A 26,101-nucleotide genomic window follows, 5' to 3' on the forward strand; every position below is an offset into this window, starting at 1 on the left:
GGATGGGGCGGTCTTGGGTTATTATGATCAGAATGATGAGAACCAAAATAAACGGAAAAAGAGCCATACGAGCTATTTTCTAGCAGGCTTGGGGGGCGCCATTATCGGGGCCTTACTTATTTTATTAGCCTTTCCGGGAAGTGGACTGTTAAATAACGATGATAACGAAATTACAACGGAAAAATCAACGGGAAGTGAGTCCACGGAGCAGGCTCAGCAAAACCTTACTGTTGATGTAACAAGTGCCGTCACCAATGCCGTTGATAAAGCCAGCGACGCAGTGGTCGGCATCACTAACATTCAGGAAACGAACTTCTGGGGTCAAGGAAGCAACGCCGAGGACAGTTCGGCAGAAGCCGGCACAGGTTCGGGAGTCGTCTACAAAAAAGATGGCGGCAAGGCCTATATCGTCACGAATAATCACGTCATTGAAGGCGCTAATGAACTGGAAGTGACATTAAGTGATGGCACTAAATTGCCAGCTGAATTACAAGGCAGTGACCCATGGACAGATTTAGCCGTCATTGTCGTGAATGGTGATAAAATCAAAACCATTGCAGAATTCGGAAAATCCGGCAAATTGAAACCTGGTGAGCCCGTAATTGCCATAGGTAACCCATTAGGCCTTCAATTCTCTGGATCGATCACACAAGGGATCATCTCCGGTTTGGAGCGCACGATAGAGGTGGATATCAATGAGGACGGCCAAGTGGATTGGAATGCGGAGGTCATTCAGACCGATGCAGCGATTAATCCTGGTAACAGCGGGGGGGCACTCGTTAATATGTCAGGGCAGGTCATCGGAATAAATTCGATGAAGATTGCAGAAAATGCAGTGGAAGGAATCGGTCTTTCCATCCCAATCGATTCAGTTATCCCGATTATTAATGATATAGAGGAATTTGGTGAAGTGAAACGTGCTTTCTTGGGTGTGAACTTGGCATCTGTAGAAGAAATTTCCCAATACCATCAACAAAATACATTAAAGCTGCCAAGGAAAGTTACATTTGGCGTTGCGATAACAGGCGTTCAAAGCAACTCACCAGCATCCAAAGCAGGATTGAAGGAATTTGACGTCGTAGTTGGAATGGATAATGAAAAAATCCATGATGTCGTGGAATTAAGAAAATACCTTTACAATGAAAAACAAGTCGGTGATAAAGTTAAAATCACTTATTACCGTGACGGAAAGAAAGAGACTACGGAAGTCACGCTTTCAAGCAGCGAAATTTAAAGCATAAAAGGACAGGGGGCAGAAAATGCCTGCTGTCCTTTCTATTTCCTTGCGCTTTTCTTATTTTTTGTTACGATTACCTGTGGATATATCCTGAAATTAAGAATCTCAAGTAACTTGTGGATAATTGGGAATGGAAGTACTGGGAATAATGAAGAGGAAAGGAGACATGAAAGATGAAATTATATTGCTGTCAGGAACACGTGGACATGGCGCTGGATGAAGTGGTATACGAATGTGAAACCTATCCTGTTTTAACGCTGGTTTCCGAAGAAAATCAGTTATCAACAACCTGTGAATATTGTCGAAACGTGGCAATATATCTAGTAGGGAACTAATATTCCCATACAAGATGTGGATAGATTTTGTGGATATGTGGATAACTTTTGTGGATAACATGTTTGTAACCTGTTCTTAACATTTTCCGAAGAATAAACTGGAGGGTTGAATTGTTTAAATCAAGCTTTTGGTTGTACGAATAATCAACCATAAATCCAAACTAAGTCCAGCCCAATTTCTTCAATATACATACATTAAAAAATAATGAAAGTTACCGTTGCCGCTTTCAGGGGCAGCGGTTTTTATTTTTAAAAAATTGGAAAGGATATGCTTGTTTTGCTTATAGGTCACTGTAAGGTATGATAATAGGTAGGCAAATCCAACAATTGATAGTAAAAACATTAATGAAAGCTAGAGGATATATATGAAAATAACGATTATTACTGTTGGCAAGCTAAAGGAAAAATACTTAAAGCAAGGAATTGCTGAATATACAAAAAGGTTAAGCGCCTATGCTAATATAGAACTTGTCGAAGTACCGGATGAAAAAGCTCCGGAGAACCTGAGTGCAGCGGACATGGAGATTGTAAAGCAAAAGGAGGGTGAACGAATCCTGGCGAAAGTCAGCCCGGACACCTACGTAATAACGCTTGAGATCAGTGGAAAACAGCTTACTTCAGAGCAGCTGGCCACTCATATGGATCAGCTTGCCACCTATGGAAAGAGCAAAATTGCTTTTATCATTGGCGGGTCGCTTGGGCTTGGCACCGAGGTGTTATCAAGAAGTGATTATGCCCTTTCCTTCTCGAAAATGACCTTTCCGCATCAATTAATGAAACTGGTTCTAGTGGAGCAGATATATCGGGCTTTTCGGATAAATAGAAATGAACCATATCATAAATGAAAGAACTGATTCCGGGGGAATTCTCCGTAAGGTTAAAGAGTTAACATTTTAAATTTTAATGTAATGAAAAGAGGGTAACGAATGAATAAAGAGTCCATTTATGGTTTAACATTCGAACAATTGACAGCATGGCTTTTGGACCATGGCCATAAAAAATTCAGAGCTTCCCAAGTCTGGGAGTGGCTTTATAGAACACGTGTGACGAATTTCTCTGAGATGACGGATGTTAATAAAGACTGCATAAAATTACTTGAAGAGCACTTTGTCATCCAGACTTTGACTGAGCACGTTAAGCAAGAATCAGCAGATGGTACGATCAAGTTTCTGTTTAAATTACAGGATGGAAACCTTATCGAAACGGTCATGATGAGACATAAATACGGAATTTCAGTTTGTGTCACCACCCAAGTGGGCTGCAATATTGGCTGCAGTTTCTGTGCCAGTGGATTATTGGCCAAAAGCCGTGATTTATCCAGCGGGGAAATAGTGGAACAGATCATGAACGTTCAACTGCATCTGGATAAATTGGAACAAGGGGATGTTGTAAGCCATGTTGTTGTAATGGGTATTGGCGAACCGTTCGATAACTTTGAAAATATGATAGACTTTTTGAAGGTGCTCATGGACCATAAGGGTCTTGCCATCGCGGCTAGGCGCATTACTGTTTCGACGAGCGGTCTTGCCAATAAGATTTATGAATTCACCGATACCCAATTACAGGTGAATCTGGCCATCTCATTGCATGCGCCGAACAATGAACTCAGGACACGAATCATGAAAATAAATCGAGGTATTCCGATAGAAAAGTTGATGAAATCTCTTGATTATTATTTAGAGAAAACGAATAGGAGAATTACGATTGAATATATCCTATTGAAAGATGTCAATGACCACCAAGAAGAAGCCGAGCAACTCGCCAATCTACTTGAGGACAAAAAACATCGCCTCTATGTCAATCTGATCCCATATAATCCTGTAGATGAGCATAGTCAATACCAAAGAAGTGAAAAAGAGTCCGTTCTCTCGTTTTATGATACGCTGAAAAAGAGAGGCGTAAATTGTAAAATTCGCCAAGAACATGGAACGGATATTGATGCGGCTTGCGGTCAGCTTAGAAGCAAACAAATCAAGAAGGCTGAAGCTAAGTAAATCCATTAAGATAAAACAAAAAGAGGCCGCATATTTTGCGGCCTCTTTTGGCGTGATTTCATTATTTGGCTATTTCCTTTACCGAGGCGACTTCATACGTTGTAAGCTCGCTGCCTAGAATTGGAGATTCTTTTTTTGCATCACCGGAACCAGGTTCAGGCCGTTTATGTGCAGCTTTGAATGCATCGCTATTTCTCCAAGCAGTAAAGTTATCAAGGTTTTCCCAATACATATTAACGCTCAGTTCATCGTAATCCGACAAATTCTGCGTTAATAATACTTCAACTTTTACGAAGCCTTCCATAGTATCAAGTGGACCTGGTGCAGTAAATCCTGGGGCCATGACTGCGCCCATCCCTTTTTTGACTCTGATTCTATTCGTTACGATTATCATAAATCAGCTCTCCTTTTGGACTTCGGTTAGAATCTACACCCTATTTTCCGCAATTTCATACATATTTTAGCATATTGAAAGAAGCAGGGTCCATTTTGATTAACTCGGATCATGAGATCCTGATGACCCTTGTTTTAATGAAGACGGACGCTACATTATATTGAAATAAGGTAATTGGATTTGGATATTACAAGGTTTATCGATGCATATCGCGTATAATAGAACTCTGTATAAGGAAATTACGATTATGGAAACAATAAGGCAACATACTAAACAACAAAAGAGGCTGTTATATGAATGAATTGAGTTTTACTGATTATACATTAAGCGATGAAATTGTAAGGGCATTAGAAAGCTTGGGATATCAACATCCAACCGAGGTGCAGCGTGAAGTGATTCCAGTGGCGCTGAAAAGGCGTGATCTTGTCGTTAAATCACAAACGGGAAGCGGCAAGACCGCTTCATTCGGCATACCGATCTGCGAAATGGTCGATTGGGAGGAGAATAAGCCTCAGGCGCTTATTTTAACACCGACACGTGAGCTTGCCGTGCAGGTTAAAGAGGATATTACGAATATTGGCAGATTTAAGAGGATAAAGGCTACTGCGGTTTATGGAAAACATCCATTCGCACTCCAAAAAGCGGAATTGAAACAAAAAAGCCATGTAGTCGTTGGAACCCCGGGACGTGTTCTGGATCATATCGAAAAAGGGACATTCGCCTTGGAACGCTTAACTCATTTAGTTATTGATGAAGCGGATGAAATGCTGAATATGGGCTTCATTGAACAAGTGGAAGCCATTATTAAAGAGCTTCCGAAAGATAGAGTAACCATGCTGTTCTCTGCTACGTTACCTGAGAGTATAAAAAAGCTATGCAAGCAATATATGAAAGATCCTTTGGATATTGAAATCAAAGCAAAGGGATTAACGACGGAGAAAATTGAACATGCTCTTATTGAAGTGAAGGAAGATGATAAGTTTTCCCTGCTTAGGGACGTCACCATCACGGAAAACCCCGATAGCTGCATCATTTTCTGCCGGACAAAAGACAGGGTGGACCAAGTATGTGAACAGCTGCTGGAGCTGGAATATCCGTGTGATATGATTCACGGCGGCATGCTTCAGGAAGATCGCCTTGCAGTGATGAATGAATTCAGAAGAGGTGAATTCCGTTATTTGGTTGCGACAGATGTTGCTGCACGTGGAATTGACATCGACAATATAACCCATGTGATTAACTATGACCTGCCATTGGAAAAGGAAAGTTACGTACATCGGACTGGAAGAACGGGCCGTGCCGGCAAAAAAGGAAAGGCCATTACTTTTGTGACGCCGTACGAAGATAAATTCCTTGCTGAAATCCAAGGATATATCGGTTTTGAAATCCCTAAGATGGCTGTTCCTTCAAAAGAGGAAGTCTCCAATAAAAAAATGGAATTCGAAGCGAAACTGGAAGCTCGTCCAAAGATCAAAAAAGATAAAAGCGAACAATTGAATAAACAAATCATGAAGCTGTATTTTAATGGCGGCAAGAAAAAGAAAATCAGGGCTGTGGATTTTGTCGGAACCATCGCAAAGATTGATGGAGTGAATGCAGAGGACATCGGGATCATTACGATTCAGGACAATGTTTCTTATGTGGAAATATTGAATGAAAAGGGACCGCTTGTCTTGAAAGTGATGAAAAATACGAAAGTAAAAGGCAAACTTCTGAAGGTTTCAGAGGCCTTTAAGAACTAAAGATGTCGAATGAAAGAAGCGGGAAGACCGAAAATCGGTCTTCCCGCTTCTTTTTTACATGACTTGGGGCAGGAACTTTTCGACCCACCGGGGGAAAATTCGACCTACACACAGATAATTCGCCCTCCCCCTAAATGATCCGTCCTCACTGAAATAGTAGTTTTTTTGTTTATGGGGAGGTTAAGATTCTTTCTCCAAATTCTGTTTAACCGTCAAAACAGAGTGGTATATGATGAAGGATAACGCAATTATTTCGAATCAAATAAATACATCCGATTGTAGAAAAAAGGGGTTTATCTAATTTTAAAACAAAGTTGATTGGAACGTAGGGTGCGAGACTAATGCGGGAAAGCGAGTCCAGGGGAGACCCCGCAGGCGCAAAGGCGCCGGGGAGGCTTACGGACCGCCCGCGGAAAGCGAGTGCCTGGAGTGGAGGTCAACGACCCTGTAGACAATAAACAACACGATTTAATCTGAATTCATAGACATGGAGGGATTGAGTGGGATGACGAAAGCAAATGAAAGCGGAAGAATCGATGAGCAAAGTAAGCAGCGGCAGTTGGATCAATATCGAGTGGACGATAATGGGAAAAAGATGACGACTAACCAAGGTTTGCGTGTTTCTGAGGATGAGCATTCTTTGAAAGCGGGAACCCGTGGTCCAACTTTGATGGAGGATTTTCATTTTCGTGAAAAAATGACTCATTTTGACCATGAGCGTATTCCTGAGCGGATTGTCCATGCGCGGGGATCTGGTGCACATGGATATTTCCAGGTATATGAACCGATGACCGAATATACAAAAGCCAAGTTTCTTCAAGACCCTTCAGTCAAGACACCAGTATTCGTTCGTTACTCCACTGTGGCAGGTTCCCGAGGTTCGGCAGACTCGGTCCGTGATGTAAGGGGATTCTCTACAAAGTTTTATACGGAGGAAGGAAACTATGATTTGGTCGGAAATAATATTCCGGTATTTTTTATCCAGGATGCCATTAAGTTCCCGGATTTAATTCATGCGGTTAAACCGGAGCCTCATAATGAAATACCTCAGGCCGCGTCTGCCCATGATACTTTTTGGGATTTCGTAGCCAACAATGAAGAAACGGCACATATGGTCATGTGGCATCTATCTGATAGGGCCATACCGAGAAGTTTCCGGATGATGGAAGGGTTTGGTGTCCACACATTCCGTTTTGTAAATGAGCAGGGCGTGGCCCATTTCGTTAAATTCCATTGGAAGCCTGTACTGGGAGTTAAATCCCTTGTCTGGGATGAGGCACAGAAAATTGCAGGGAAGAATCCTGATTTTCACCGCCAAGATCTGTGGGAAGCGATAGATACCGGAAATTATCCTGAATTTGAATTTGGCGTCCAAATGATTAAGGAAGAAGATGAATTCAAATTCGACTTTGATATCCTTGATCCTACTAAACTATGGCCGGAAGAACAAATCCCGGTTAAAATAATCGGAAAAATGGTTTTGAACCAAAATACGGATAACTTTTTTGCAGAGACGGAACAGATAGCTTTCCATCCGGGGCATGTTGTACCTGGTATTGACTTTTCAAATGATCCGCTGCTTCAGGGACGTTTATTCTCATACACCGATACCCAGCTATCCCGATTGGGAGGACCGAACTTCCATGAGCTTCCGATTAATAGGTCGGTTGCCCCCGTCCATAATAATCAGCGCGATGGCATGCACAGAATGTCAATAAATCCAGGGCCGGTCAGCTACCACAAAAATTCCCTTGCAGGCAACTCTCCTGAACCTGCTTCGGAAGAGGAAGGCGGCTATGCACATTACCAGGAAAAAGTCGATGGCAGAAAGGTCCGGCAGCGCAGTGAAAGCTTCAAGGATCATTACAGCCAGGCTAAACTATTTTGGAATAGCATGACGGAAGTGGAGAAGGAGCATATTATACAGGCTTTCCACTTTGAAGTGGGAAAAGTGAAAAATAAGGACGTTCAGCAGCAAATTGTCGAGATGTTCAGCAATGTAGATGTCGAGCTGGCCAAAACGATCGCTATTGGAGTGGGCGTGAAGCCTCCATCCAACAAAAGTGAGGTCAAAATGGACTTGGCTTCTCCAGCTTTAAGCCAGGAGCAAATGAAAGTGAACACGGCCGCAACAAGAAAAGTGGCAATCCTGGCCGCAGATGGTTTCAACGGGCCGGAGGTTGATCAAGTCTTGGAATCATTTAAATCTGCAGGTATAACGGCTGATATCATCAGCATTAATCGTGGATTGATTACAAGTTCTGAAGGACAGCAGGTCGAGGTGAATCAGACATTCCTGACAGCCGATTCGGTACTTTTCGATGCTGTATATGTGGCAGGAGGCCAGGAGAGTGTCGATGCCTTAAAGGCGTCCAAGGAACCCATTTACTTTGTTGATGAAGCCTACAATCATTTCAAAGCGATTGGAGCGGGAAAAGAAGGAGCCGAGATCTTATCGAAGGCAGGCATCGTTTCCAATGATCCAGCCGGAGGCATTGTAGCTATTACGGATAAAAATAGTGGTTATGCCTTTATCGAGGCAATTGCCAAGCACCGTCACTGGACACGCGCTTAATATTGAATCAAAACCCCCAGACTTGGAGTCTGGGGGTTTTTCAATAAACAGGTATCATGCTACTTTGCCTTTTCTTCAAAAAGCGATGCAATGCCAACGATAACCTTAGTGGCCAGTAGCATATTATCGACGGAAATAAATTCATATTTGCCATGAAAGTTCTCCCCGCCCGTAAAGATGTTGGGTGTTGGCAGTCCCATATAAGATAATTGAGAACCGTCCGTACCACCGCGTATTGGTGAGATTTTCGGTTTTATATCGAGTTTCTCCATTGCTTCATGGGCAATATCCACGATTTCCTTAACGGGCTCAATTTTTTCCTTCATGTTGAAGTATTGGTCGTGTAATTCAAGCTGGATCCGGTTTTGCCCATATTTTTCTTTTAAATCCTCGCTTACTTTTGTTATATATTCCTTGCGGTCATTAAATTTTTGGCGGTCGAAATCCCTGATGATGTAAGAAAGCTTGGTCTCCTCCACATCACCGTGAAATGAAAGCAGATGATAAAATCCTTCGTAACCCTCCGTATATTCCGGTGCTTCCGCCACTGGGAGCCTATTATGGAATTCCATTGCGATTTTGGCTGAATTGACCATTTTTCCTTTAGCCGTACCAGGGTGAATATTCGTCCCTTTGATCAGGATTTTGGCCGATGCTGCATTGAAGCTTTCATATTCAAGTTCTCCAAGTGGGCCGCCGTCCACGGTGTAGGCAAATTGGGCACCAAAAGCATCTACATCAAACTTATGGGGTCCCCTTCCGATTTCCTCATCGGGAGTAAAAGCAACACGGATTTTTCCATGCTTGATTTCCGGATGCTGAATCAAGTAATCCATGGCAGTCAGGATTTCGGCAATTCCAGCCTTATTATCTGCTCCCAACAGGGTTGTCCCATCCGTCGTAATCAAGGTATGCCCTTTATAGTTCTTAAGCGAAGGAAAATCATCAGGTGAAAGAATGACATCCAATTTTTCATGTAAAGTAAGATCTTTGCCATCATAGTTGTCAACGATTTGCGGTTTTACATCTTTTCCAGTGAAATCCGTTGCTGTATCGACATGGGCCAAGAAACCGATTGTCGGGACATCCTTATTTGAATTGGCTGGCAAGGTTGCCATGACATAGCCGTTCCCATCAATTGTCACATCCTTCATCCCAATGGATTGAAGTTCCTTGACCAATGCATTTGCCAAGGTCAGCTGTCCGGGTGTAGAAGGGCATGAGGGATTTTCCTCATTCGATTGGGTATCCACTTTCACATAAGAAGTGAATCTTTCAATGATTTCATTTTTCACTTTTCCTTCAACTCCTTTTTCCCTTATCTTACCATGATTGACCGGAATGGAAAAATTATCTTTTTCCAAATCTTCTTGGGTGGTGTAATCAGCAAAGAACAGCATATCTGCAAAAGACATGCCGTTCCTTGCTTTCTCTTTTTAGAGTGGATTATTCAAGGCCCATACGGATACGCTTTTTCCATGAACGGGGAATGTCGCGAACCCATCTTCTTCAATGGTGATGTGGTCATCTCTATGATAGGTTAAATCACTCCAGATTTCACCAGCCCGATGTTCACCGACGAACATCCTTTTTTCACTGTTGTGATCTCCATTAGAGATAATGACCGCACACCCTGAGCCTTCTAGCTCTTCAACTCCGTGCCGGACCCAGCCTATCGTATTTGGATCATCAAAGTAATCGGTTTGTTCTCCGTAAGCTTTTTCATACCTAGCGAATAATAGGCGATCCAGGATATCCTTTTTCCCAGGCACCGGAGAAGGTCCGCCGATTCCATAATAGTCTCCGTAAAAGACACACGGATAACCGCAAAGTCTAAGCAAGGTAAGTGCATATGCCGATGGCTTGAACCAGTCCTTTACCCAAGACTCCAGGGATTCATGAGGCTGGGAGTCATGGTTATCGACAAAAGTGACAGCCTCTGCTGGATTGGTTTGGACGAGGGTATCATCAAAGATGGTTGAGAGGTCGAAGTCTGTTCCTGCGTTTGAGGCCTCATGAAATTTATAATGCAGGGAAACATCGAACAAGTTGAGGTCATGATTGGTTTGCTCTAAGTAAGTTTGACAGGCTTTAACATCCGCCTTCCAAAATTCGCCGACCATGAAAAAATGTTCCTTTGTATAAGGAATGAGTTCTTGGAGAAATTCGTTGATGAATTCATAATCGATATGTTTAACGGCGTCCAAACGAAAACCATCACACTTTAACGTATCAACCATCCATTTTCCCCAGCTAATCATTTCCTTGCGAACTTCCGGCAGGCTGTAATCGATGTTGGCAAACATTAAATAATCGTAGTTTCCGAATTCATCGATGACATGCTTATTCCAGTGCTTATTTTCGCCTGTGATGCGAAATACACCCATTTTGTCGTTTTCGGCATCATAGTCTGTACCATTGAAATGAGTATGGTTCCACTTAAAGTCAGAGTATTTATTTTTACGTCCCGGAAAATCGAATTTGGTCCAGCCTTCCATTTCGAATGGTTCTGAAATATCTTCCATACGGTTGTCTGGATTGACTTCAATCACCTCAAATTTTTCGGTTCCGTCAGCTCCTGCCTTATGGTTCATGACTAAATCGATATAAACGCAAAGTCCGTAGTTATGACAGGTGGCTATTGCTTGCAGCAATTCATCTTTGGTTCCGTATTTGGTACGAACGGTTCCTTTTTGGTCAAATTCCCCCAAATCGTAACCGTCATATATTCCATATCCATTATCCCCAACGGATTGCCCTTTGGTGACTGGCGGAAGCCAAACGCAGTCAATTCCTATATCCTTCAACTTTGAGGCTGAATATTTCAATCTTTCCCAATGAGAACCATCTGCCTCAAGATGCCACTCAAAAAATTGCATCATCGTATGATTTCTTTTCATCCGTTCCCCCCCTGACACCGACCTGTTTTTAACAAAGTGAAACTAATGCGATCGGATAAAGTAATAATGGAAATCTTTACCCACTAAAATCAAATGATAAACAAGTGAACAATCCTCAGGATAGAGGTTCATTTACCTCTCTATTTTACTATTTTATACCAAATAAGGGTAATTTATATTGATTAGCAGCTAAAAATAATTCAAATGTGGAGGAATAACCCGGAGAATGCCTATACGCCATTCAAAAAAGGTATCCCGAATTTTAGGGATACCTTAGTTTTTCGTAAGTCTATTATCCTTTTTTACCTCTTCGTTTAAAGAAGTGGGCGAAAGCCATTGCACCTAATAGTAAGATTAGAAGCACGGAAGATAGAATGATCGTATCTTTTGATGAGGCGCTGTTACCTGCCCCCTTTTGGGCCATGTTCCCGGTTAAACCAGGAGGTGCACCATTCCCGCCCCGGTCCATGTCCGGTGGCTGCATCGCAGCCCCATTCTCGCCGCCCATGTTTGGCGGTTGCTGGCCTGCATTTGCGTCATCGCCGATATTAGGAGCTCCGCCGCCCATACTGCTTTCTGTCTCGGCTTTCACGACCAGATCTCCTGAAAGCTGTGCCAATATTGATTCCGCACGTTTGACAGCGAAGTCAACCAGGGTCTCCTCGCCTGACGTTGCTTCTGTATACTCGTCCATTGTATAAAACTTGGTCGGGTCCTTTTTCACATATGATGTGATCAATTTAGTAATTTCAGTGGTCATTGCTGTCATATTTTCTTCAGAGAAAAAATCTGTGGCAATGTCATTTAGATAATCATAATATTTTTCACGGTACTCGTCGTTGGAAAGCAGGGCATTCAATAAAGGGCGCTCTTCAAGGGTTGTACCTGAAACAGGCTCGGTAATGCTGAAGTTGATATTACTTTCATTCATGAAATTTGAGCTCATATCCATCATTCCGCCACCGTTCATATTCGGTGCCCCTTCAAGGGGTTCCTTGTCATCCTGCTTAGCGGCATCGGCGTTACCCTCAGCAGCCGTTCCATTTTTTTGGTCAGCGGTTTCTTGATCAGAGTCGCCCGCCAGTCGCCCGCCTCCTCCGGAATAACCGCCAAATGACATATTATAGTCCCAAGGCAATATCGAAAAGACCCCGTTCTCTTCATACAGGTAGTAATTGTGCTTTTTATCTCCTTGATAGTGATCGAGGTTGACAAGGGCAGTATTGGCTGCGAAATAGCGCAGCATCTCATCGACATCCAGGACTTCCTCCAGATTCCCGCCATTATTGATGGCATCGAGCATTTTGATCATGGAGGATTGGTCCGAATTATCGTTTGTTTTCAAGTTTAATCCTGTGTAGTCATCAATGTCTTCGCTGATCCACTTTAAATCGCTTCCCGTACCATCCGGATAATAGAGATCGCCTGTGCCATCAGTGAAGTTGGTATTCAGAAAGGTTTCTTCTATAGCTTCCACCCCTAGATAAAGGCCCCATTCCTTTCCGTTGATGGTCACGTACATATAGGAATGTCCTGGAGTCGCTATGCCCATCTTATCCATTAATTCATAGGAAAGGTATTCTCTCATATAGGTTGGATCACTGTAATTATTGTTTAGGGCCAACTTCTTCAGGCCGTGTAAATCTTGATCTTCCTGATAATAATCAAAGTCTATCTTCCAGCTGTAACGATCGGAATCTCCCATTTGAACAACGGAATTCAAGGAAAGGTTTCCCTTGGTGCGAAATCCCACGTTTTTAACCGTCTCCCCATCTATCGTTACATCGGCATTAACGATTTCCTTTTCAGTGGGGTTATCCAGGATGGAATCCAAATCCTCATCAGCCAATGTTATATCCACGGTTGTCACCTTACTTTGATCAAAAACAGATTCTGTATAAGTATTTCCTTTAGTGGCTTTTTCAACTTGAAGATTGGGAAGGAAGAACATCACTGCTATAAAAATCATTATCAATAATCCAATGGTCGCTACAACATATCTTGTTTTTAACATGCCTTGGCTCCTTCCTCCTGTAGTCTTATATAGAGGGGTGGGCATGGATATTTATGTCCGCCATCTATCTTAAGCTGTGAAGTTGCCATCATAACTTAACATGATGGCAGAGTGAACGCTGTTCATGTCCTTGACTTGATTAATGAATTCGGCATTATTATCTTTTAATCGAATTTCATATGTCACTTCGAGGTTATTATCCGCCATGACGGATTTCGATTTGACGGAATGCTTTTTCACCTTGTTGGATATCATTTCTTCCAACGTTTTTTCAATTGAAGCATCTGAATATTTAACGATTAATAAAAATGGATTTTCAACAGTGATCCGATTGGCAAATATGAGCATGACGCTACCTATTAAGATGGCACCGATAATAACCAGCGGAATTAGTCCTGCCCCGCATAAAATCCCGGAGGCCGCTGCCCAGAATAGGAAGACCAAATCCATGGGATCTTTGATAGGCGTTCTGAATCGTACGATTGAGAGTGCACCGACCATACCAAGGGAGATAACGATATTCGTTGATATGCCCATGATGATCAAAGCCGTGGCCATTGTCATGATGATGAGGGATATATTGAAATTGTGTGAGTACATCACACCTGAAAAGGTCTTCTTATAAATGACGTAAATGAACAACCCGATGGCAAATGCCAACAGTAATCCAATTAGGGAGTCAATGATTGAAAAGCTCTCGGTCTTGTCCAAAAAGCTTGATTTGAAAATATCATTAAAGGTGGTGCTAGTTGTCGTCGTATCCATTTACTATTCCTCCAAATATTATGTTTGCTCAATCAGCCGTATCTTCTGCTTAGTTGGTATTTTGAAAAAGCCGTTTTTCTAGTATCGATGATGGATAACAATTGTTTGATGATATCCGGAAGAAATTCGTCAAACTTTATTTCCAGGATGACACAATTCGGGTCTAAAGCATCAACCACGATTAATTCGGGATTCAGGAAGTCCGTATCCCGATAGCTCGTTTTCACATTACTGTCAAAGTTGACCCGCACATTTCCGTACTCAAAGATGAATACCTCCCTTTCATAGTCAACGACGGTTGTCGGCTTGATTTGGAAAAGGGTCATTTGAACGTATAAGTCCCTGAGTATATCCCTTGAATCTTCGGACATCCAATCTATATCCCCAGAACGGATCCGTTCGTATTCCTCGTCAGAAAGCCTGCACTTCTGTTTATAGGTAAGGTTATTCCGCTTACTCTTTTTTTCTAGATTGATGAAATCGGTATTGTGATCATAAAGTCTAGCCCTGAACTTATCCCTGTGATAAAATCCTTCTGTTTTTTGCCGCAGGATTTTATTGTCAAAGTTATCGAAATAGACACTTCGAATTAAATATTTCCCATCCAGCCCATGCGGATCAAGCCTCATGAAGTTTTGCAGATTTTTTCTTAATAAATGACAATCCGCCTTGGTGATTGCATGTTTGAGCTCCCGCCTTCCCTTTAAACCATTCATTGTTGTTCCTCCTTTTCCTTGATTTTTGACTGCATTCAGCTTATAAACAGAATCTTAATAAAACCTTAACAACATTTTTATATTCAATAGATTAATAGAGAATAGGCCCCAGTTTTAACCTTTTCTTAATTTTATTGGAATTTAATAGAAGAAAAATGAGTGAATTTACTCATTGAGAATAATTATCATTATCAGTAGAATAAGGTCCATGATAATGATAATTATTCTCAATTAATTCAATACATGGAGGTTCACTATGGTAACGAATATGCTTACAAAAAATGATCAACTACTGGAACAACAAAATACAAGGGAATCAAATGCCCGATCTTATCCTAGAAGATTACCCATGGCGATCGATCAAGCGGAGGGAATTTACCTAACGGACATGGATGGAAAACGATATATTGATTTTCTTGCCGGGGCTGGAACATTAGCGCTCGGACACAATCATCCGGCTGTGCTTGAAGCAATGGAAAAAGTTCTTAAGGATAAACGTCCTTTACATACATTGGACTTTACGACGCCGATCAAAGAGCAGTTCGTCGATGAAATTTTTGAATGCCTGCCTGAGGAATTCAGGAAAAATGCAAAAATTCAATTCTGTGGTCCTACTGGCGGAGATGCCATTGAGGCAGCACTTAAACTGGTTAAAACAGCGACAGGCAATAGAAGCATATTATCCTTCCAAGGAGCTTACCACGGGGCAACGCATGCAACGATGTCAATCAGCGGCAATACAAAGCCAAAGGAAAAAATACAAGGGTTGATGCCGGATGTACAATTCCTGCCGTATCCCTATCAATATCGCTGTCCCTTTGGAATAGGCGGAGAAGAAAGCCATAAAATCAGCAGCCAGTATATCGAAAATCTATTGAACGATCCCGAATCAGGATTATTGGCGCCTGCAGGAATGATTTTGGAGGCAGTACAAGGCGAGGGAGGTTCCATTCCAGCTCCAATTCCATGGCTTAAGGAAATCAGGAGAATAACGAAAGAGAAGGGCATTCCGCTAATTATCGACGAAGTTCAATCAGGTATCGGCCGTACAGGGAAAATGTTTGCGTTTGAACATGCAGGTATCGTTCCGGATGTTCTTGTACTATCCAAAGCAATAGGCGGAAGTCTTCCATTATCGGTGGTTATTTATAACAAAGAGCTGGATTTATGGTCTCCAGGTGCACATATCGGTACATTCCGCGGAAATCAAATGGCGATGGCAGCGGGAACAGCAACTTTAAAATACATGAAAGAGACGAATCTTGTGGAGCATGCCGCTAAAATGGGAGAAATCTTAAAGGATATTTTAAAAGATTTGCAAAAAGATATTCCGCAGATCGGGGATGTCAGGGGCCGGGGATTAATGATCGGTGTGGAAATGATCAATCATGAAGAACCGCAAAATGCGAATGGGAGCCATCCTGCTGATTCGCAACTTGCCAGTGCCATTCAACAGGAATGTTTTCAAAGAGGGTTGATTCTCGAAGTTGGCGGCAGACATGGAAGTGTAGTGAGGTTCTTGCCTCCATTGATCGTTACGGAATCCCAGCTTCGCGAGGCCACTGCAATTTTTGAACAAGCTGTTCGTGCAGCTGTTGCAAGAGGGTGAATGATCAATGATCGAAATGATAAATAAAACGGATTTTGCCTATTCTCGATTTTTCCTGAATAACGAAGAAGGCTTCAATAACTACAGCCAGTCATTAAACATCATTGAAAAAAAGCTGACCAGCTTTTTAAAAGGGAATAATTCACCATACTCTGGGAAAAAACCGTATGAAATCGAAGCAAGATTAAACGAGCTGACACTCGCTTCTCCAAAAGGGAAGACACTTGAAGCGGTAGCGAATGAGCTGGCAGAGTTTGTTATTAATGACAGCATCAATGTACATAGCCCTGCTTGTATCGGACATTTGCATTGCCCGACATTAATACCTGCGGTGGCTGCCGAAATGATTATCGGTACGTTGAATCAATCCATGGATTCATGGGACCAAAGCTCGGCGGCAACCTTCGTTGAAGAGCGTTTAATAGATTGGCTTTGCAGTCAGGTAGGGTTGCCGGAACAAGCGGATGGGATTTTCACAAGCGGTGGAACCCAATCTAATTATATGGGCCTGCTATTGGCTAGGGACGCTTATTGTAAGAAATTCTGGGGTGTTGACGTTCAACAGCATGGCTTGCCGGTCGAGGCGAAAAAATTGCGGATCTTATGCTCCGAGGCTGCCCACTTTACGGTTCGTAAATCAGCGGCACAGTTGGGGCTGGGTGAACAGGCTGTAATCACGATTAAAACGGATTCAAATCACCGTCTGTCCGTAGCTGAATTAAATCAACAACTGCTGCATTTAGAGGAACAGGGTTTACTTCCCTTTGCCATCGTTGCAACTTGTGGAACAACGGATTTTGGTTCAATCGATCCGTTACACGAATTGTCCGAAGCTGCAAGGAAGAATGGGATATGGCTGCATGTCGATGCCGCATATGGAGGCGCGATGATTTTAAGTAAGGATTACAAAGAGTTAATCAGCGGAATTGAACGGGCGGACTCGATTACGGTCGATTTTCACAAATTATTCTATCAACCCATCAGTTGCGGTGCTTTTCTTGTCTCTGACAGCAACTCATTTCAATATATCCAGCATCACGCCGATTACTTGAATCCACAGGAAGATGAAGCGGAGGGCATGGTTCACTTAGTCAATAAATCGGTTCAAACGACGAGAAGGTTCGACGCACTGAAACTCTGGATGTCATTGAAGGTCGTTGGACTGGATGCCTTTGCCGAAATGATCGACTATACTTGTCACCTTGCACGTGAAGTGGCTGTGAAGATCGATAAAGAGGAAGGGTTCACAGTATTGAATAAAGAACCTGAATTGAATGCGGTTGTATTCCGTTATAATCCCGAAGGAGAAAGTGATCAGTTAGTAAATCTATTAAATAAACAGATTCAGCAAGAATTACTGAAAAGCGGACGTGCATTTTTAGCAAAAACACGTTTTGAAGGCCAGGTATATTTAAAAATGACACTATTGAATCCAATGACGAGGCTTGAACACATAGAGGAAATTTTAGACGAAATTCGAGTATTAGGTGAAATGTTCAAGATGATGGAGGAATGAATATGAATGGTAAGCAAATAGCTGAAAGGGCGACGATGCAAAGCTTTCTGAATTGTTATTTCCGGGAAACCGGAAATTGCAGTTTAGAAGAAACGAAAAACTGGCCGAATTTGGAGGGATCCATTTCGGATTCATTAATGGTCAGTAAGCTCATATCCCAAGATATTGAATTGCTTGTTCCGCTTAAATATTGGTCGGAAACGGGGCGTCATATTTTTAACTTCCCGATTTACTATCAAACTGCATCCAAACAAGTGCATGAATTAGATTACGTGACAATGGTCTCGATTGTTTCTAAAGAATTATTGAATGAGCAGGGCCGGACGGATAGTGAAGATGAGTTGATGCTGCGCGTCATCCTAAGCAGCCAAAATATTCAACGGTATGTTGAAGCCAGGACAGAAGACGTTGATGCACTTCAAAGCCCTGATTTCACCTACATCGAAGCAGAGCAGTCGCTATTATTCGGGCACCTGTTCCACCCGACACCGAAAAGTAAGCAGGGAATTTCAGAAAAAGATGAATGGATCTATTCACCCGAATTAAAAGGGGAGTTTCAGCTGCACTACTTCCTGGCAGAACCTTCAATTGTCATCCAGGATTCCAGTGAAGTCACATCGGCAAGTGAGATCATTAAACAGGAATTAGCCGGTGACCTAGAGATTTCCAGTGAATTCCGAAGAACTTATTGCCAAAAGGAAAGCCAATATATCATCATCCCGGCACACCCGCTCCAGGCAAAAGTGCTTATCGAAAAAGAAGAGGTCAAGAGGCTACTCGAGCAAGGGACACTAGTTTATGCCGGACCGCTTGGAAAAAAATTCACGGCCACCTCTTCATTTAGAACGGTATATAGTCCCACATCGAAATATATGTACAAATTTTCCGTTCCGGTTAAAATCACGAATTCTTTACGTGCAAATCTGCAAAAAGAATTGGATCGTGGTGTCGAAATTGCAAAATTAATAGATTCTAAAGTGGGCGACGATCTAAAAGAACGGCACCCCTCCTTCCGTATCATCAAGGACCCTGCTTACCTAACGATCAAAACAACCGAGGAAGAATCAGGATTCGATGTTGATATTCGGGAAAACCCTTTTTATGAAAACGATAAACAAGCAATCCTGATTGCCGGCTTATGTCAGGATAATGCCTATGGTGCCCCATCAAGACTTGGAGCGATCATCCGCAAATTATCAGCTGATGAAAACCGCAGTACTGAAGAAGTGAGTAAGGATTGGTTCAAAACCTATCTGTCAACGACATTGAAACCGATGCTTTGGCTATTTGAAGAGTATGGAATTGTTTTGGAGGCCCATCAACAAAATTCCATCATTCAGCTTCAAGATGGGTATCCAGCCACTTTTTATTATCGTGATAATCAAGGGTATTACTACTGTGAGTCCAAAGTGGACAGGCTGCTGAAGATCTTGCCTGAACTAAGTGAAAAAAGCTTCACGATTTGTTCTGATGAAGTCGCTGAAGAAAGACTTCAATACTATTTCTTCTTTAATCACCTATTAGGCCTGATCAATAATTTTGGTACGGAAGGATTAGTATCAGAAAAAACACTGTTACAGCTCGTTCAGGAACAACTGGAAACATGCAGCACGGAAAGCGGAGATGAAGGTTTGAATCGAGTTGTTTCAAAATTGCTTCATGCCCGGGAATTATCTTGTAAGGCTAATTTACTGACACGTTTTCATGATATGGATGAGCTTGTCGGTTCACTTGAGACACAATCCGTTTATACAACGATTGATAATCCGTTCGCACAGGGGGTTATGGCCGTCCATGAAAAATAGTTATGAAGAAATGCTTAAGGACTGTAATCAGCAGCTTTCATTTGTCAAAGTTGAATTTGAGAGGGATTTGGATACATTGCATAAATGGATGCATGAAGATCATGTGATACCCTACTGGAATTTGAATTTCACAAAAGAAAAATTCGCTGTTCATTTAAAAAAGGCATTGGCTGATACACACCAAACACTCTATTTAGGCTGTCTGGACTCCATTCCCATGAGCTATTGGGAATCGTATTGGGTAAAAGGCGATATCATCGAAGATTATTATGAAACCGAAGAGGGAGATCAAGGCATTCATTTACTCATTGGTGATTCGGATTACCTTGGAAAAGGACTGGCTTTGCCGTTTTTACGTGCAATGGTGAAATTCCAACTACTGACTTCAACAACAAACAAAGTGATGGCAGAACCGGATATCAGGAATGCAAAGATGATTCATTTATTTGAAAAATGCGGGTTTACCCCAATTAAAGAAATTGAGCTCCCGGATAAAACGGCATTGCTAATGTCATGTACACGGGAGAATTTCGAGAGGAAGTGGAACTATGGAGAAGCAACAATCTATCTATGACCTGGTAGGGATAGGGATAGGTCCCTTTAATCTTGGACTTGCGGCCCTTTTGGAGAAAACCCCGGAGGTGAATGCCGTCTTTTTTGAGAAAAAGCGGGAATTTAATTGGCATGAAGGGATGCTGTTGGAAGGGACAACTCTGCAGGTACCGTTCTTTGCCGATCTGGTTAGCATGGCAGATGTGACAAGTCCATATAGTTACCTGAATTATTTACAGCAGCATGATCGGCTTTATCATTTCTACTTCCTTGAAAAATTCTTGATTCCACGAAAAGAATATAACGATTATTGCCGCTGGGCTGCCCATCAACTTGATAGCTGCCGTTTTGGAAAAGCGGTGGAGGCGGTTGAATATATAGGGGATCAAGATGAACCCTGCTATCAAATCAGTGTAAGGGATGCACAATCACAAAAGATCGAAGTCTATTATAGCCGTCATGTAGTCATGGGAATTGGCAGCGTCCCGACTGTTCCATCGGCTTTTCATCCATATATGGGAGAGAGCATCCTGCATTCGGCCGATTATTTACGGAATAAAGAAAATATCTTAAAGAAAAAATCCATAACGGTTGTCGGATCTGGACAAAGTGCAGCCGAGGTCTTTCTGGATCTGCTTAATGAGCAGGAGGAAAATGGCTACCAGCTAAACTGGTATACAAGATCCAAGGGATTTTTCCCTATGGAATATTCAAAACTCGGATTGGAATATTTCACGCCGGATTACCTTGATTTCTTTTATCGGCTGCCTCAGGAAAAAAAGGATGAAATCCTGCCAAAACAGGATTTATTGTATAAAGGCATCAGCGCCACTACAATCGCAGCAATTTTTGACAAGATGTATGAAAAATCGATTGGAAATGCGGAACTGTCCATTGAACTTCGGGCCATGACGGAAGTTGCAGCGGTTACCCCTGCTGAAAATGGCTGGGAATTGAAATGCCGACAGTGGGTAGAAGATAGCGAATTTGATGTGGATACAGAAGCGATCGTTTTTGGGACGGGCTATAAATCAACCCTTCCGGCATTCCTTGAGACCATGGAGGACCATTTAGTCCGCGATGACTTGGGTCGACTTGCAATAACGAAAGACTATCGGGTAGGAATGGCCATCTCTACACCGAATCATCTTTTTATTCAAAATGGCGAGATACATACACATGGTGTGGGTGCACCGGATTTAGGCTTAGGAGCATTCCGAAATTCTATTATCATCAATCAATTGGCAGGTAAAGAAGTTTATCCATCCGAGCCAAAGGGTGCATTTCAGTCATTCCGTGTAAAAACACCCGTCATGGCTTACTAAGAGAAGGGAAGGGAGAATTTATATGCAGTTCATAAATGAAGTGGAACAGGCAGTTTCAGAAAAAAATTGGTCGATAGTAAACCAAAACCTGCTGGCCAAGATGATTTCTGAGTATATGTATGAAGATATGATCCATCCAGCTGTCCTGAACGAAAATACAGCAGGAAACTTATATGAGTTAAAGATAAATAAGGGGAAATCTTATCGGTTTTTGGCGAGGCCCCGTCTTTTTGACAGCTACGAAGTACAGGCTGAGTCGATCCAGGTATATGAAACGGAAGGCTTTACACAGGCCAAGGATGCTATTCAATTCATTTTGGACATCCAGCCGTTAATTGGGATGACTGCAGAAACAACAGGACATTTAATCAAAGAATTCCATCATACGCTGCTTGCGGATCTCCAACTGCTTTCCAAACCTGAACAGGATGCGGATGATTTAGTCGAACTGGATTATGCATTACTTGAAGGAGAAATGAGCGGTCACCCTTGGATTGCTTATAACAAGGGAAGAATCGGTTTCGGTTATGATGATTATTTGCAGTTCGCTCCAGAAAACCAGAAGGAAGTTCAGTTATCTTGGATTGCCGTCCATAAAACGAGGGGTGAATTCAATTCAGTCGAAACGTTATCTTATAAGCAATTGATGGAGAATGAACTGGATGGGGAAACCCAAAAATCATTTGCAAAGATATTGACGGAAAAAGGGCTGAACGCAGAAAACTATTACTACCTCCCTGTTCATGAATGGCAGTGGAAGAATGTAATCATCCAAAACTTTACCGATGACCTGGCTAAAGGGCTGATCGTAGCTTTGGGAAATGGTCCCGATAAGTATTTGCCGCAACAATCCATCCGGACATTTGTTAATGTATCGAACAAGGATAAAAACCATGTCAAGCTGCCAATGAGCATTTTAAATACGCTAGTCTACCGTGGATTGCCAGCTGAACGCACAGTCATTGCCCCAAAAATCACAGCGTATATAAAGAACATTTATGAAAATGACTCATTCTTGAAAGAACAATGCAAAGTAGTGCTTCCTGGTGAAGTGGCCAGTTTAAATGTTGATCACCCGTATTATTCCAAGCTAGAGAATGTACCGTATCAATATTTAGAGATGCTGGGGGGGATTTGGAGAGAAAGTATTTACAGTTATATGGAGGAAGGCGAAAAGCCCATTACGCTTGCATCCCTTTTACATGTGGACAGCAAAGGTAAACCATATGTGGAAAGCCTTATTGAAAAATCGGGATTGACTGCAGAAGCCTGGACAGCTCAATTATTCGACGTCATCCTATCACCATTACTACATTTTATCTATCAATATGGATTGGTCTTCTCACCGCATGGTCAAAATACCATATTAGTTTTGAAGGATTACAAGCCTCACCGTTTGGCCATCAAGGATTTTGTAGATGATGTAAACGTCAGTGATCAGCCGCTTCCTGAATTAAGCAGCCTTCCTGATGATTTAAGGAAAGTACTAAGAAGTGAGACTCCCGAGGGGCTTGTTCAATTCATTTTCACGGGACTATTCATCTGTCATTTCCGATACTTGTCAACACTTCTGATGAAGAGGTCCCTTTTGGATGAGAATGCTTTCTGGGAAGGCGTCGCCCTAACAATCCTGACACATCAGAAAAAATTCCCTATGTTACAGGATCGTTTCGATACATTCAATTTCTTTGCGCCAAAATTAACAAAACTCTGCCTGAATAGAAATCGGATGCTTCAATATGGGTATAGCGATGGTGAAGACCGTCCGCATGCATCTGAGTTTGGGCATGTGAATAATGCCCTTTATGAAAAGTTACCTGCAAAAACGCTATAAAGTTAAACTGGCTCAGACTTTTGAGCCAGTTTTCTTATGGGGTTTATCAATTTGACCGTTGATTTCCGCTCAAGGCACTCGCTTTCCGCGGGCGGTCAGGGAGCCTCCTCGGCTTACGCCTGTGGGGTCTTCCCTAGACACGCTTTTCCCGCAGGAGTCTCGCCCCTTCCGCTCCAATCAACTTTGTTATTAAATTTAGATAGAATCCATATCTAAGGAGTTGAAGATGTTAATTTGTGTTCCAACCACCTTTCCACAGTATTATTATGGCCCTTACAATTTGACCGTTGATTTCCGCTCAAGGCACTCGCTTTCCGCGGGCGGTCAGGGAGTCTCCTCGGCTTACGCCTGGCCTGTTGGTCTTCCCTAGACACGCTTTTCCCGCAGGAGTCTCGTACCTTCCACTCCAATCATGTCTTCGATTTTGGGTCAAATTCCCCAAAAAATATCTTTGGAAGAGGGCTTGCCGTGCATTTAAATTGGTGATAAGCTATGTGTAAACGGTTACACAAAATTATTGAGGGTGATATATTGGCAACTATTCGGGATGTGGCAAAGGAAGCCGGGGTTTCTGTGGCAACGGTTTCCAGAGTTATGAATGGCAGTGGTTATGCACATGAGGACACAAAAAAGGTGGTCATGGCAGCTGTTGAGAAATTAAATTATAAACCGAATGAAGTGGCAAGATCCCTCTACAAACGTAAATCCAAATTGGTTGGTTTGATTTTGCCGGACATTACGAATCCTTTCTTCCCAGAAATGGCTAGAGGTGTGGAGGATTATCTTCAGCAATTTGGTTATCGGTTAATTTTTGGAAATAGTGATGAAAAGAGAGATAAAGAAATAGAATATATCGACACATTCCTGCAAAATAATGTAGTGGGCATGATTGCTTCAACTAGTGAAGAAGCCAATGAAAATTTTGATAATCTGGATATTCCAGTTGTCCTTCTCGACCGTACAGCAGAGAAATTACCAGCTGTTTATTCTGATCAAAAGACAGGCGGTAAGCTGGCAGCACGCGTATTGCTGGATAGAGGCAGTACGAATATCGTCCTCATTAGGGGGCCAGTCGAAATAAAGCCTGTTTATGAACGGTACATGGCAGCATACGAAGAATTGAAACAAGCAAAAGTTAACGTGCAAGTCATGGATTCATCCTTAACTCTTCAAGGCGGCCAAACTTGCGTGAAGCAGCTGTTCGAGCAATATCCGGAAACGGATGGAATCATAGCTTGTAATGATATTGTTGCAGCCGCCGCACTTCAAGAGATTTTAAAACGGGGAATACGGATACCGGAAGACATACAATTGATCGGCTATGATGATATCGCCTTCACAGCGTTATTGCACCCGCCGTTATCTACAATTAGGCAGCCAGCCTATGAGATGGGGGCACAAGCCGCGGAAATGCTAATTAAAAGGATCAATCAAGAAAAATTGGAAGTAACACATGAAAAGCTCCCTGTTTCTTTTGTGGAGAGACAAACAACGAGAAGGAAGGCGGAGAAGACATGATTAGAATTGCAGTAGTGGGAAGTTCCTCAATGGACTTAGTTGTGACATCAGCCAAGCGGCCAATGGCTGGTGAAACGGTTTTAGGGGAGTCATTTATCACGGTTCCTGGAGGAAAGGGAGCCAACCAGGCTGTTGCAGCGGCACGTCTTGGTGCAGAAGTGTCGATGGTTGGATGTGTAGGAGATGATGTGTATGGAGAGATCATCTTAGATAACCTGAAAAAAAATCATGTAAACACGAAGTATGTGGAACCGGTTACAGGTTTCGCTTCAGGGACAGCACACATTACCCTTTCGGAAGGTGATAACAGCATTATTGTCGTAAAGGGTGCGAATGATTTCATTACTCCTGAATATGTACAAAAGGCGAAAAAGGTAATAGAGGAATCGGATATCGTGTTGGTTCAGCAGGAAATACCTGAGGAAACGGTGGAATATCTAGCTGAGTTGTGCAGCACGCTTCAAAAGAGATTACTTTTGAACCCAGCTCCCGCCCGCAAGCTAAGTGAGGCTGTCATTCAACAGGCATCATTCCTTACTCCAAATGAACATGAATTCGAAATACTATTCAATGGGAGAGATAGAACGGAAGTCTTGACTGAGCATCCCAATAAATTATTCATTACCGAAGGAAAAAATGGCGTCCGTTATTTTGACGGACATGAAGAAAAGGTTGTTCCAAGCTTTGAAGTGGAAGCGGTGGATACGACAGGCGCAGGGGATACATTCAATGCTGCCTTTGCCGTGGCTGTTGCAGAAGGAAAAAGTTTTGACGAATGTTTGGTATTCGCGAATCGGGCAGCATCCATTTCCGTGACGAAGTTAGGAGCCCAAGGCGGCATGCCGCAAAGGATAGAGGTCGAGAGGGGCTTTGAAGCATGAAACGTCAAGGAATCATCAATAGTTCAATAGCCAAGGTCCTGGTTGACCTTGGTCATACCGATTATATTGTCGTAGGTGATGCCGGGCTGCCGGTGCCACCTGGAGTTTGTAAGATAGACTTAGCATTGACGCCTGGAATACCATCATTTCAAGATGTCGTCCGGGCAATTCACGAAGATATGGTTGTTGAAAAAGTTATCGCTGCCACAGAAGTGAAGGTTAAAAACCCGGAACAGCATCAATATATGGAGCAGCAATTCGGAGCAGCGATTGAATATGTTTCCCATGAGGATTTTAAAAGGCTGACAAGCAACGCGAAAGCAATAATCCGGACCGGGGAGACGACGCCATATTCAAATTGCATATTGCAGTCTGGAGTATTCTTTTAA

The 26,101-nt window shown here is 42.5% G+C and carries 21 protein-coding genes; 15 read left to right on the forward strand and 6 right to left on the reverse strand.

What is annotated here, in order from left to right:
* Nucleotides 1-13: 13 nt before the first annotated feature.
* From ACSR9O_RS10905 to rlmN, 4 genes are all read left to right on the forward strand, one after another.
* Entirely contained in the window at nt 14-1,234 is a 1,221-nt protein-coding gene (locus ACSR9O_RS10905; RefSeq protein WP_230176031.1) for a S1C family serine protease, read from the forward strand.
* 176 nt (nt 1,235-1,410) lie between these two features.
* A complete protein-coding gene (locus ACSR9O_RS10910; RefSeq protein WP_101223962.1) occupies nt 1,411-1,572 on the forward strand; it encodes a CxxH/CxxC protein in 162 nt (53 codons plus the stop codon).
* Nucleotides 1,573-1,937: 365 nt separating this feature from the next.
* Nucleotides 1,938-2,417, forward strand: a complete 480-nt coding sequence (gene rlmH / locus ACSR9O_RS10915; RefSeq protein ID WP_491724376.1) for a 23S rRNA (pseudouridine(1915)-N(3))-methyltransferase RlmH — start codon at nt 1,938-1,940, stop codon at nt 2,415-2,417.
* Between the two features lie 81 nt (nt 2,418-2,498).
* Nucleotides 2,499-3,566, forward strand: coding sequence for a dual-specificity RNA methyltransferase RlmN (gene rlmN, locus ACSR9O_RS10920; RefSeq protein WP_101223960.1), 1,068 nt, complete (start codon nt 2,499-2,501; stop codon nt 3,564-3,566).
* 61 nt (nt 3,567-3,627) lie between these two features.
* Here rlmN and ACSR9O_RS10925 read toward each other — a convergent pair whose 3' ends face one another.
* Nucleotides 3,628-3,960, reverse strand: coding sequence for a heme oxygenase (locus ACSR9O_RS10925; protein WP_230176032.1), 333 nt, complete (start codon nt 3,958-3,960; stop codon nt 3,628-3,630).
* A 293-nt stretch (nt 3,961-4,253) separates the two neighbouring features.
* Here ACSR9O_RS10925 and ACSR9O_RS10930 point away from each other — a divergent pair, with 293 nt between their 5' ends.
* The gene (locus ACSR9O_RS10930; protein ID WP_491724377.1) at nt 4,254-5,702 is read left to right on the forward strand and encodes a DEAD/DEAH box helicase; all 1,449 of its coding nucleotides are present in this window, start codon (nt 4,254-4,256) and stop codon (nt 5,700-5,702) included.
* A 505-nt stretch (nt 5,703-6,207) separates the two neighbouring features.
* Complete coding sequence (locus ACSR9O_RS10935) at nt 6,208-8,277, forward strand: catalase (protein ID WP_491724378.1); 2,070 nt, start codon at nt 6,208-6,210, stop codon at nt 8,275-8,277.
* 59 nt (nt 8,278-8,336) lie between these two features.
* Here ACSR9O_RS10935 and pepT read toward each other — a convergent pair whose 3' ends face one another.
* The 5 genes from pepT to ACSR9O_RS10960 form a co-directional block, all read right to left on the reverse strand.
* Nucleotides 8,337-9,572: a peptidase T gene (gene pepT, locus ACSR9O_RS10940; protein WP_491725462.1), complete on the reverse strand. Its 1,236-nt coding sequence runs from the start codon at nt 9,570-9,572 to the stop codon at nt 8,337-8,339.
* A gap of 141 nt (nt 9,573-9,713) precedes the next feature.
* Nucleotides 9,714-11,177, reverse strand: coding sequence for an alpha-amylase (locus ACSR9O_RS10945; RefSeq protein ID WP_101223956.1), 1,464 nt, complete (start codon nt 11,175-11,177; stop codon nt 9,714-9,716).
* Between the two features lie 292 nt (nt 11,178-11,469).
* Nucleotides 11,470-13,191, reverse strand: a complete 1,722-nt coding sequence (locus ACSR9O_RS10950; protein ID WP_491724379.1) for a CotH kinase family protein — start codon at nt 13,189-13,191, stop codon at nt 11,470-11,472.
* A 69-nt stretch (nt 13,192-13,260) separates the two neighbouring features.
* On the reverse strand, nt 13,261-13,956 hold the full coding sequence (locus ACSR9O_RS10955) for a DUF4956 domain-containing protein (protein ID WP_491724380.1): 696 nt from the start codon (nt 13,954-13,956) through the stop codon (nt 13,261-13,263).
* A gap of 32 nt (nt 13,957-13,988) precedes the next feature.
* The gene (locus ACSR9O_RS10960; protein WP_491724381.1) at nt 13,989-14,672 is read right to left on the reverse strand and encodes a polyphosphate polymerase domain-containing protein; all 684 of its coding nucleotides are present in this window, start codon (nt 14,670-14,672) and stop codon (nt 13,989-13,991) included.
* A gap of 256 nt (nt 14,673-14,928) precedes the next feature.
* On the opposite strand from ACSR9O_RS10960, the gene ACSR9O_RS10965 reads away from it, so the two are divergent.
* The 9 genes from ACSR9O_RS10965 to rbsD all read left to right on the forward strand — a co-directional run bounded on the left by ACSR9O_RS10965 (nt 14,929) and on the right by rbsD (nt 26,101).
* Nucleotides 14,929-16,281, forward strand: coding sequence for an aspartate aminotransferase family protein (locus tag ACSR9O_RS10965; protein ID WP_101223952.1), 1,353 nt, complete (start codon nt 14,929-14,931; stop codon nt 16,279-16,281).
* A 7-nt stretch (nt 16,282-16,288) separates the two neighbouring features.
* A complete protein-coding gene (locus ACSR9O_RS10970) occupies nt 16,289-17,797 on the forward strand; it encodes a pyridoxal phosphate-dependent decarboxylase family protein (protein ID WP_491724382.1) in 1,509 nt (502 codons plus the stop codon).
* 2 nt (nt 17,798-17,799) lie between these two features.
* Nucleotides 17,800-19,602 carry an IucA/IucC family protein gene (locus tag ACSR9O_RS10975; protein ID WP_491724383.1) on the forward strand — a complete coding sequence of 601 codons (1,803 nt, stop codon included), beginning with the start codon at nt 17,800-17,802 and terminating at the stop codon, nt 19,600-19,602.
* Nucleotides 19,592-20,176: a GNAT family N-acetyltransferase gene (locus tag ACSR9O_RS10980; protein ID WP_491724384.1), complete on the forward strand. Its 585-nt coding sequence runs from the start codon at nt 19,592-19,594 to the stop codon at nt 20,174-20,176. The genes ACSR9O_RS10975 and ACSR9O_RS10980 overlap by 11 nt, the downstream gene beginning before the upstream one ends.
* Entirely contained in the window at nt 20,151-21,479 is a 1,329-nt protein-coding gene (locus ACSR9O_RS10985) for a lysine N(6)-hydroxylase/L-ornithine N(5)-oxygenase family protein (RefSeq protein ID WP_491724385.1), read from the forward strand. Before ACSR9O_RS10980 ends, ACSR9O_RS10985 begins: the two co-directional genes overlap by 26 nt.
* 22 nt (nt 21,480-21,501) lie before the next feature.
* A complete protein-coding gene (locus ACSR9O_RS10990; protein WP_491724386.1) occupies nt 21,502-23,313 on the forward strand; it encodes an IucA/IucC family protein in 1,812 nt (603 codons plus the stop codon).
* Nucleotides 23,314-23,844: 531 nt separating this feature from the next.
* Nucleotides 23,845-24,831 (forward strand): LacI family DNA-binding transcriptional regulator, encoded by a 987-nt coding sequence (locus ACSR9O_RS10995; RefSeq protein ID WP_202190609.1) that lies wholly within the window; start codon nt 23,845-23,847, stop codon nt 24,829-24,831.
* Entirely contained in the window at nt 24,828-25,712 is an 885-nt protein-coding gene (rbsK, locus tag ACSR9O_RS11000) for a ribokinase (RefSeq protein ID WP_491724387.1), read from the forward strand. The genes ACSR9O_RS10995 and rbsK overlap by 4 nt, the downstream gene beginning before the upstream one ends.
* Complete coding sequence (rbsD, locus tag ACSR9O_RS11005) at nt 25,709-26,101, forward strand: D-ribose pyranase (RefSeq protein WP_491724388.1); 393 nt, start codon at nt 25,709-25,711, stop codon at nt 26,099-26,101. Before rbsK ends, rbsD begins: the two co-directional genes overlap by 4 nt.

Source organism: Peribacillus sp. B65, from assembly GCF_058513295.1.

What these genes read in the sequence shown, in the direction of transcription:
- ACSR9O_RS10935 (WP_491724378.1), top strand. Translation starts at nt 6,208, where the DNA reads ATGACGAAAGCAAATGAAAGCGGAAGAATCGATGAGCAAAGTAAGCAG.
- ACSR9O_RS10910 (WP_101223962.1), top strand. Translation starts at nt 1,411, where the DNA reads ATGAAATTATATTGCTGTCAGGAACACGTGGACATGGCGCTGGATGAA.
- rbsD (WP_491724388.1), top strand. Translation starts at nt 25,709, where the DNA reads ATGAAACGTCAAGGAATCATCAATAGTTCAATAGCCAAGGTCCTGGTT.
- ACSR9O_RS10975 (WP_491724383.1), top strand. Translation starts at nt 17,800, where the DNA reads ATGAATGGTAAGCAAATAGCTGAAAGGGCGACGATGCAAAGCTTTCTG.
- ACSR9O_RS10980 (WP_491724384.1), top strand. Translation starts at nt 19,592, where the DNA reads ATGAAAAATAGTTATGAAGAAATGCTTAAGGACTGTAATCAGCAGCTT.
- ACSR9O_RS10930 (WP_491724377.1), top strand. Translation starts at nt 4,254, where the DNA reads ATGAATGAATTGAGTTTTACTGATTATACATTAAGCGATGAAATTGTA.
- ACSR9O_RS10985 (WP_491724385.1), top strand. Translation starts at nt 20,151, where the DNA reads ATGGAGAAGCAACAATCTATCTATGACCTGGTAGGGATAGGGATAGGT.
- ACSR9O_RS10945 (WP_101223956.1), bottom strand. Translation starts at nt 11,177, where the DNA reads ATGAAAAGAAATCATACGATGATGCAATTTTTTGAGTGGCATCTTGAG.
- ACSR9O_RS10970 (WP_491724382.1), top strand. Translation starts at nt 16,289, where the DNA reads ATGATCGAAATGATAAATAAAACGGATTTTGCCTATTCTCGATTTTTC.
- rlmN (WP_101223960.1), top strand. Translation starts at nt 2,499, where the DNA reads ATGAATAAAGAGTCCATTTATGGTTTAACATTCGAACAATTGACAGCA.
- ACSR9O_RS10960 (WP_491724381.1), bottom strand. Translation starts at nt 14,672, where the DNA reads ATGAATGGTTTAAAGGGAAGGCGGGAGCTCAAACATGCAATCACCAAG.
- rbsK (WP_491724387.1), top strand. Translation starts at nt 24,828, where the DNA reads ATGATTAGAATTGCAGTAGTGGGAAGTTCCTCAATGGACTTAGTTGTG.
- ACSR9O_RS10955 (WP_491724380.1), bottom strand. Translation starts at nt 13,956, where the DNA reads ATGGATACGACGACAACTAGCACCACCTTTAATGATATTTTCAAATCA.
- rlmH (WP_491724376.1), top strand. Translation starts at nt 1,938, where the DNA reads ATGAAAATAACGATTATTACTGTTGGCAAGCTAAAGGAAAAATACTTA.
- ACSR9O_RS10925 (WP_230176032.1), bottom strand. Translation starts at nt 3,960, where the DNA reads ATGATAATCGTAACGAATAGAATCAGAGTCAAAAAAGGGATGGGCGCA.
- ACSR9O_RS10990 (WP_491724386.1), top strand. Translation starts at nt 21,502, where the DNA reads ATGCAGTTCATAAATGAAGTGGAACAGGCAGTTTCAGAAAAAAATTGG.
- ACSR9O_RS10950 (WP_491724379.1), bottom strand. Translation starts at nt 13,191, where the DNA reads ATGTTAAAAACAAGATATGTTGTAGCGACCATTGGATTATTGATAATG.
- ACSR9O_RS10965 (WP_101223952.1), top strand. Translation starts at nt 14,929, where the DNA reads ATGGTAACGAATATGCTTACAAAAAATGATCAACTACTGGAACAACAA.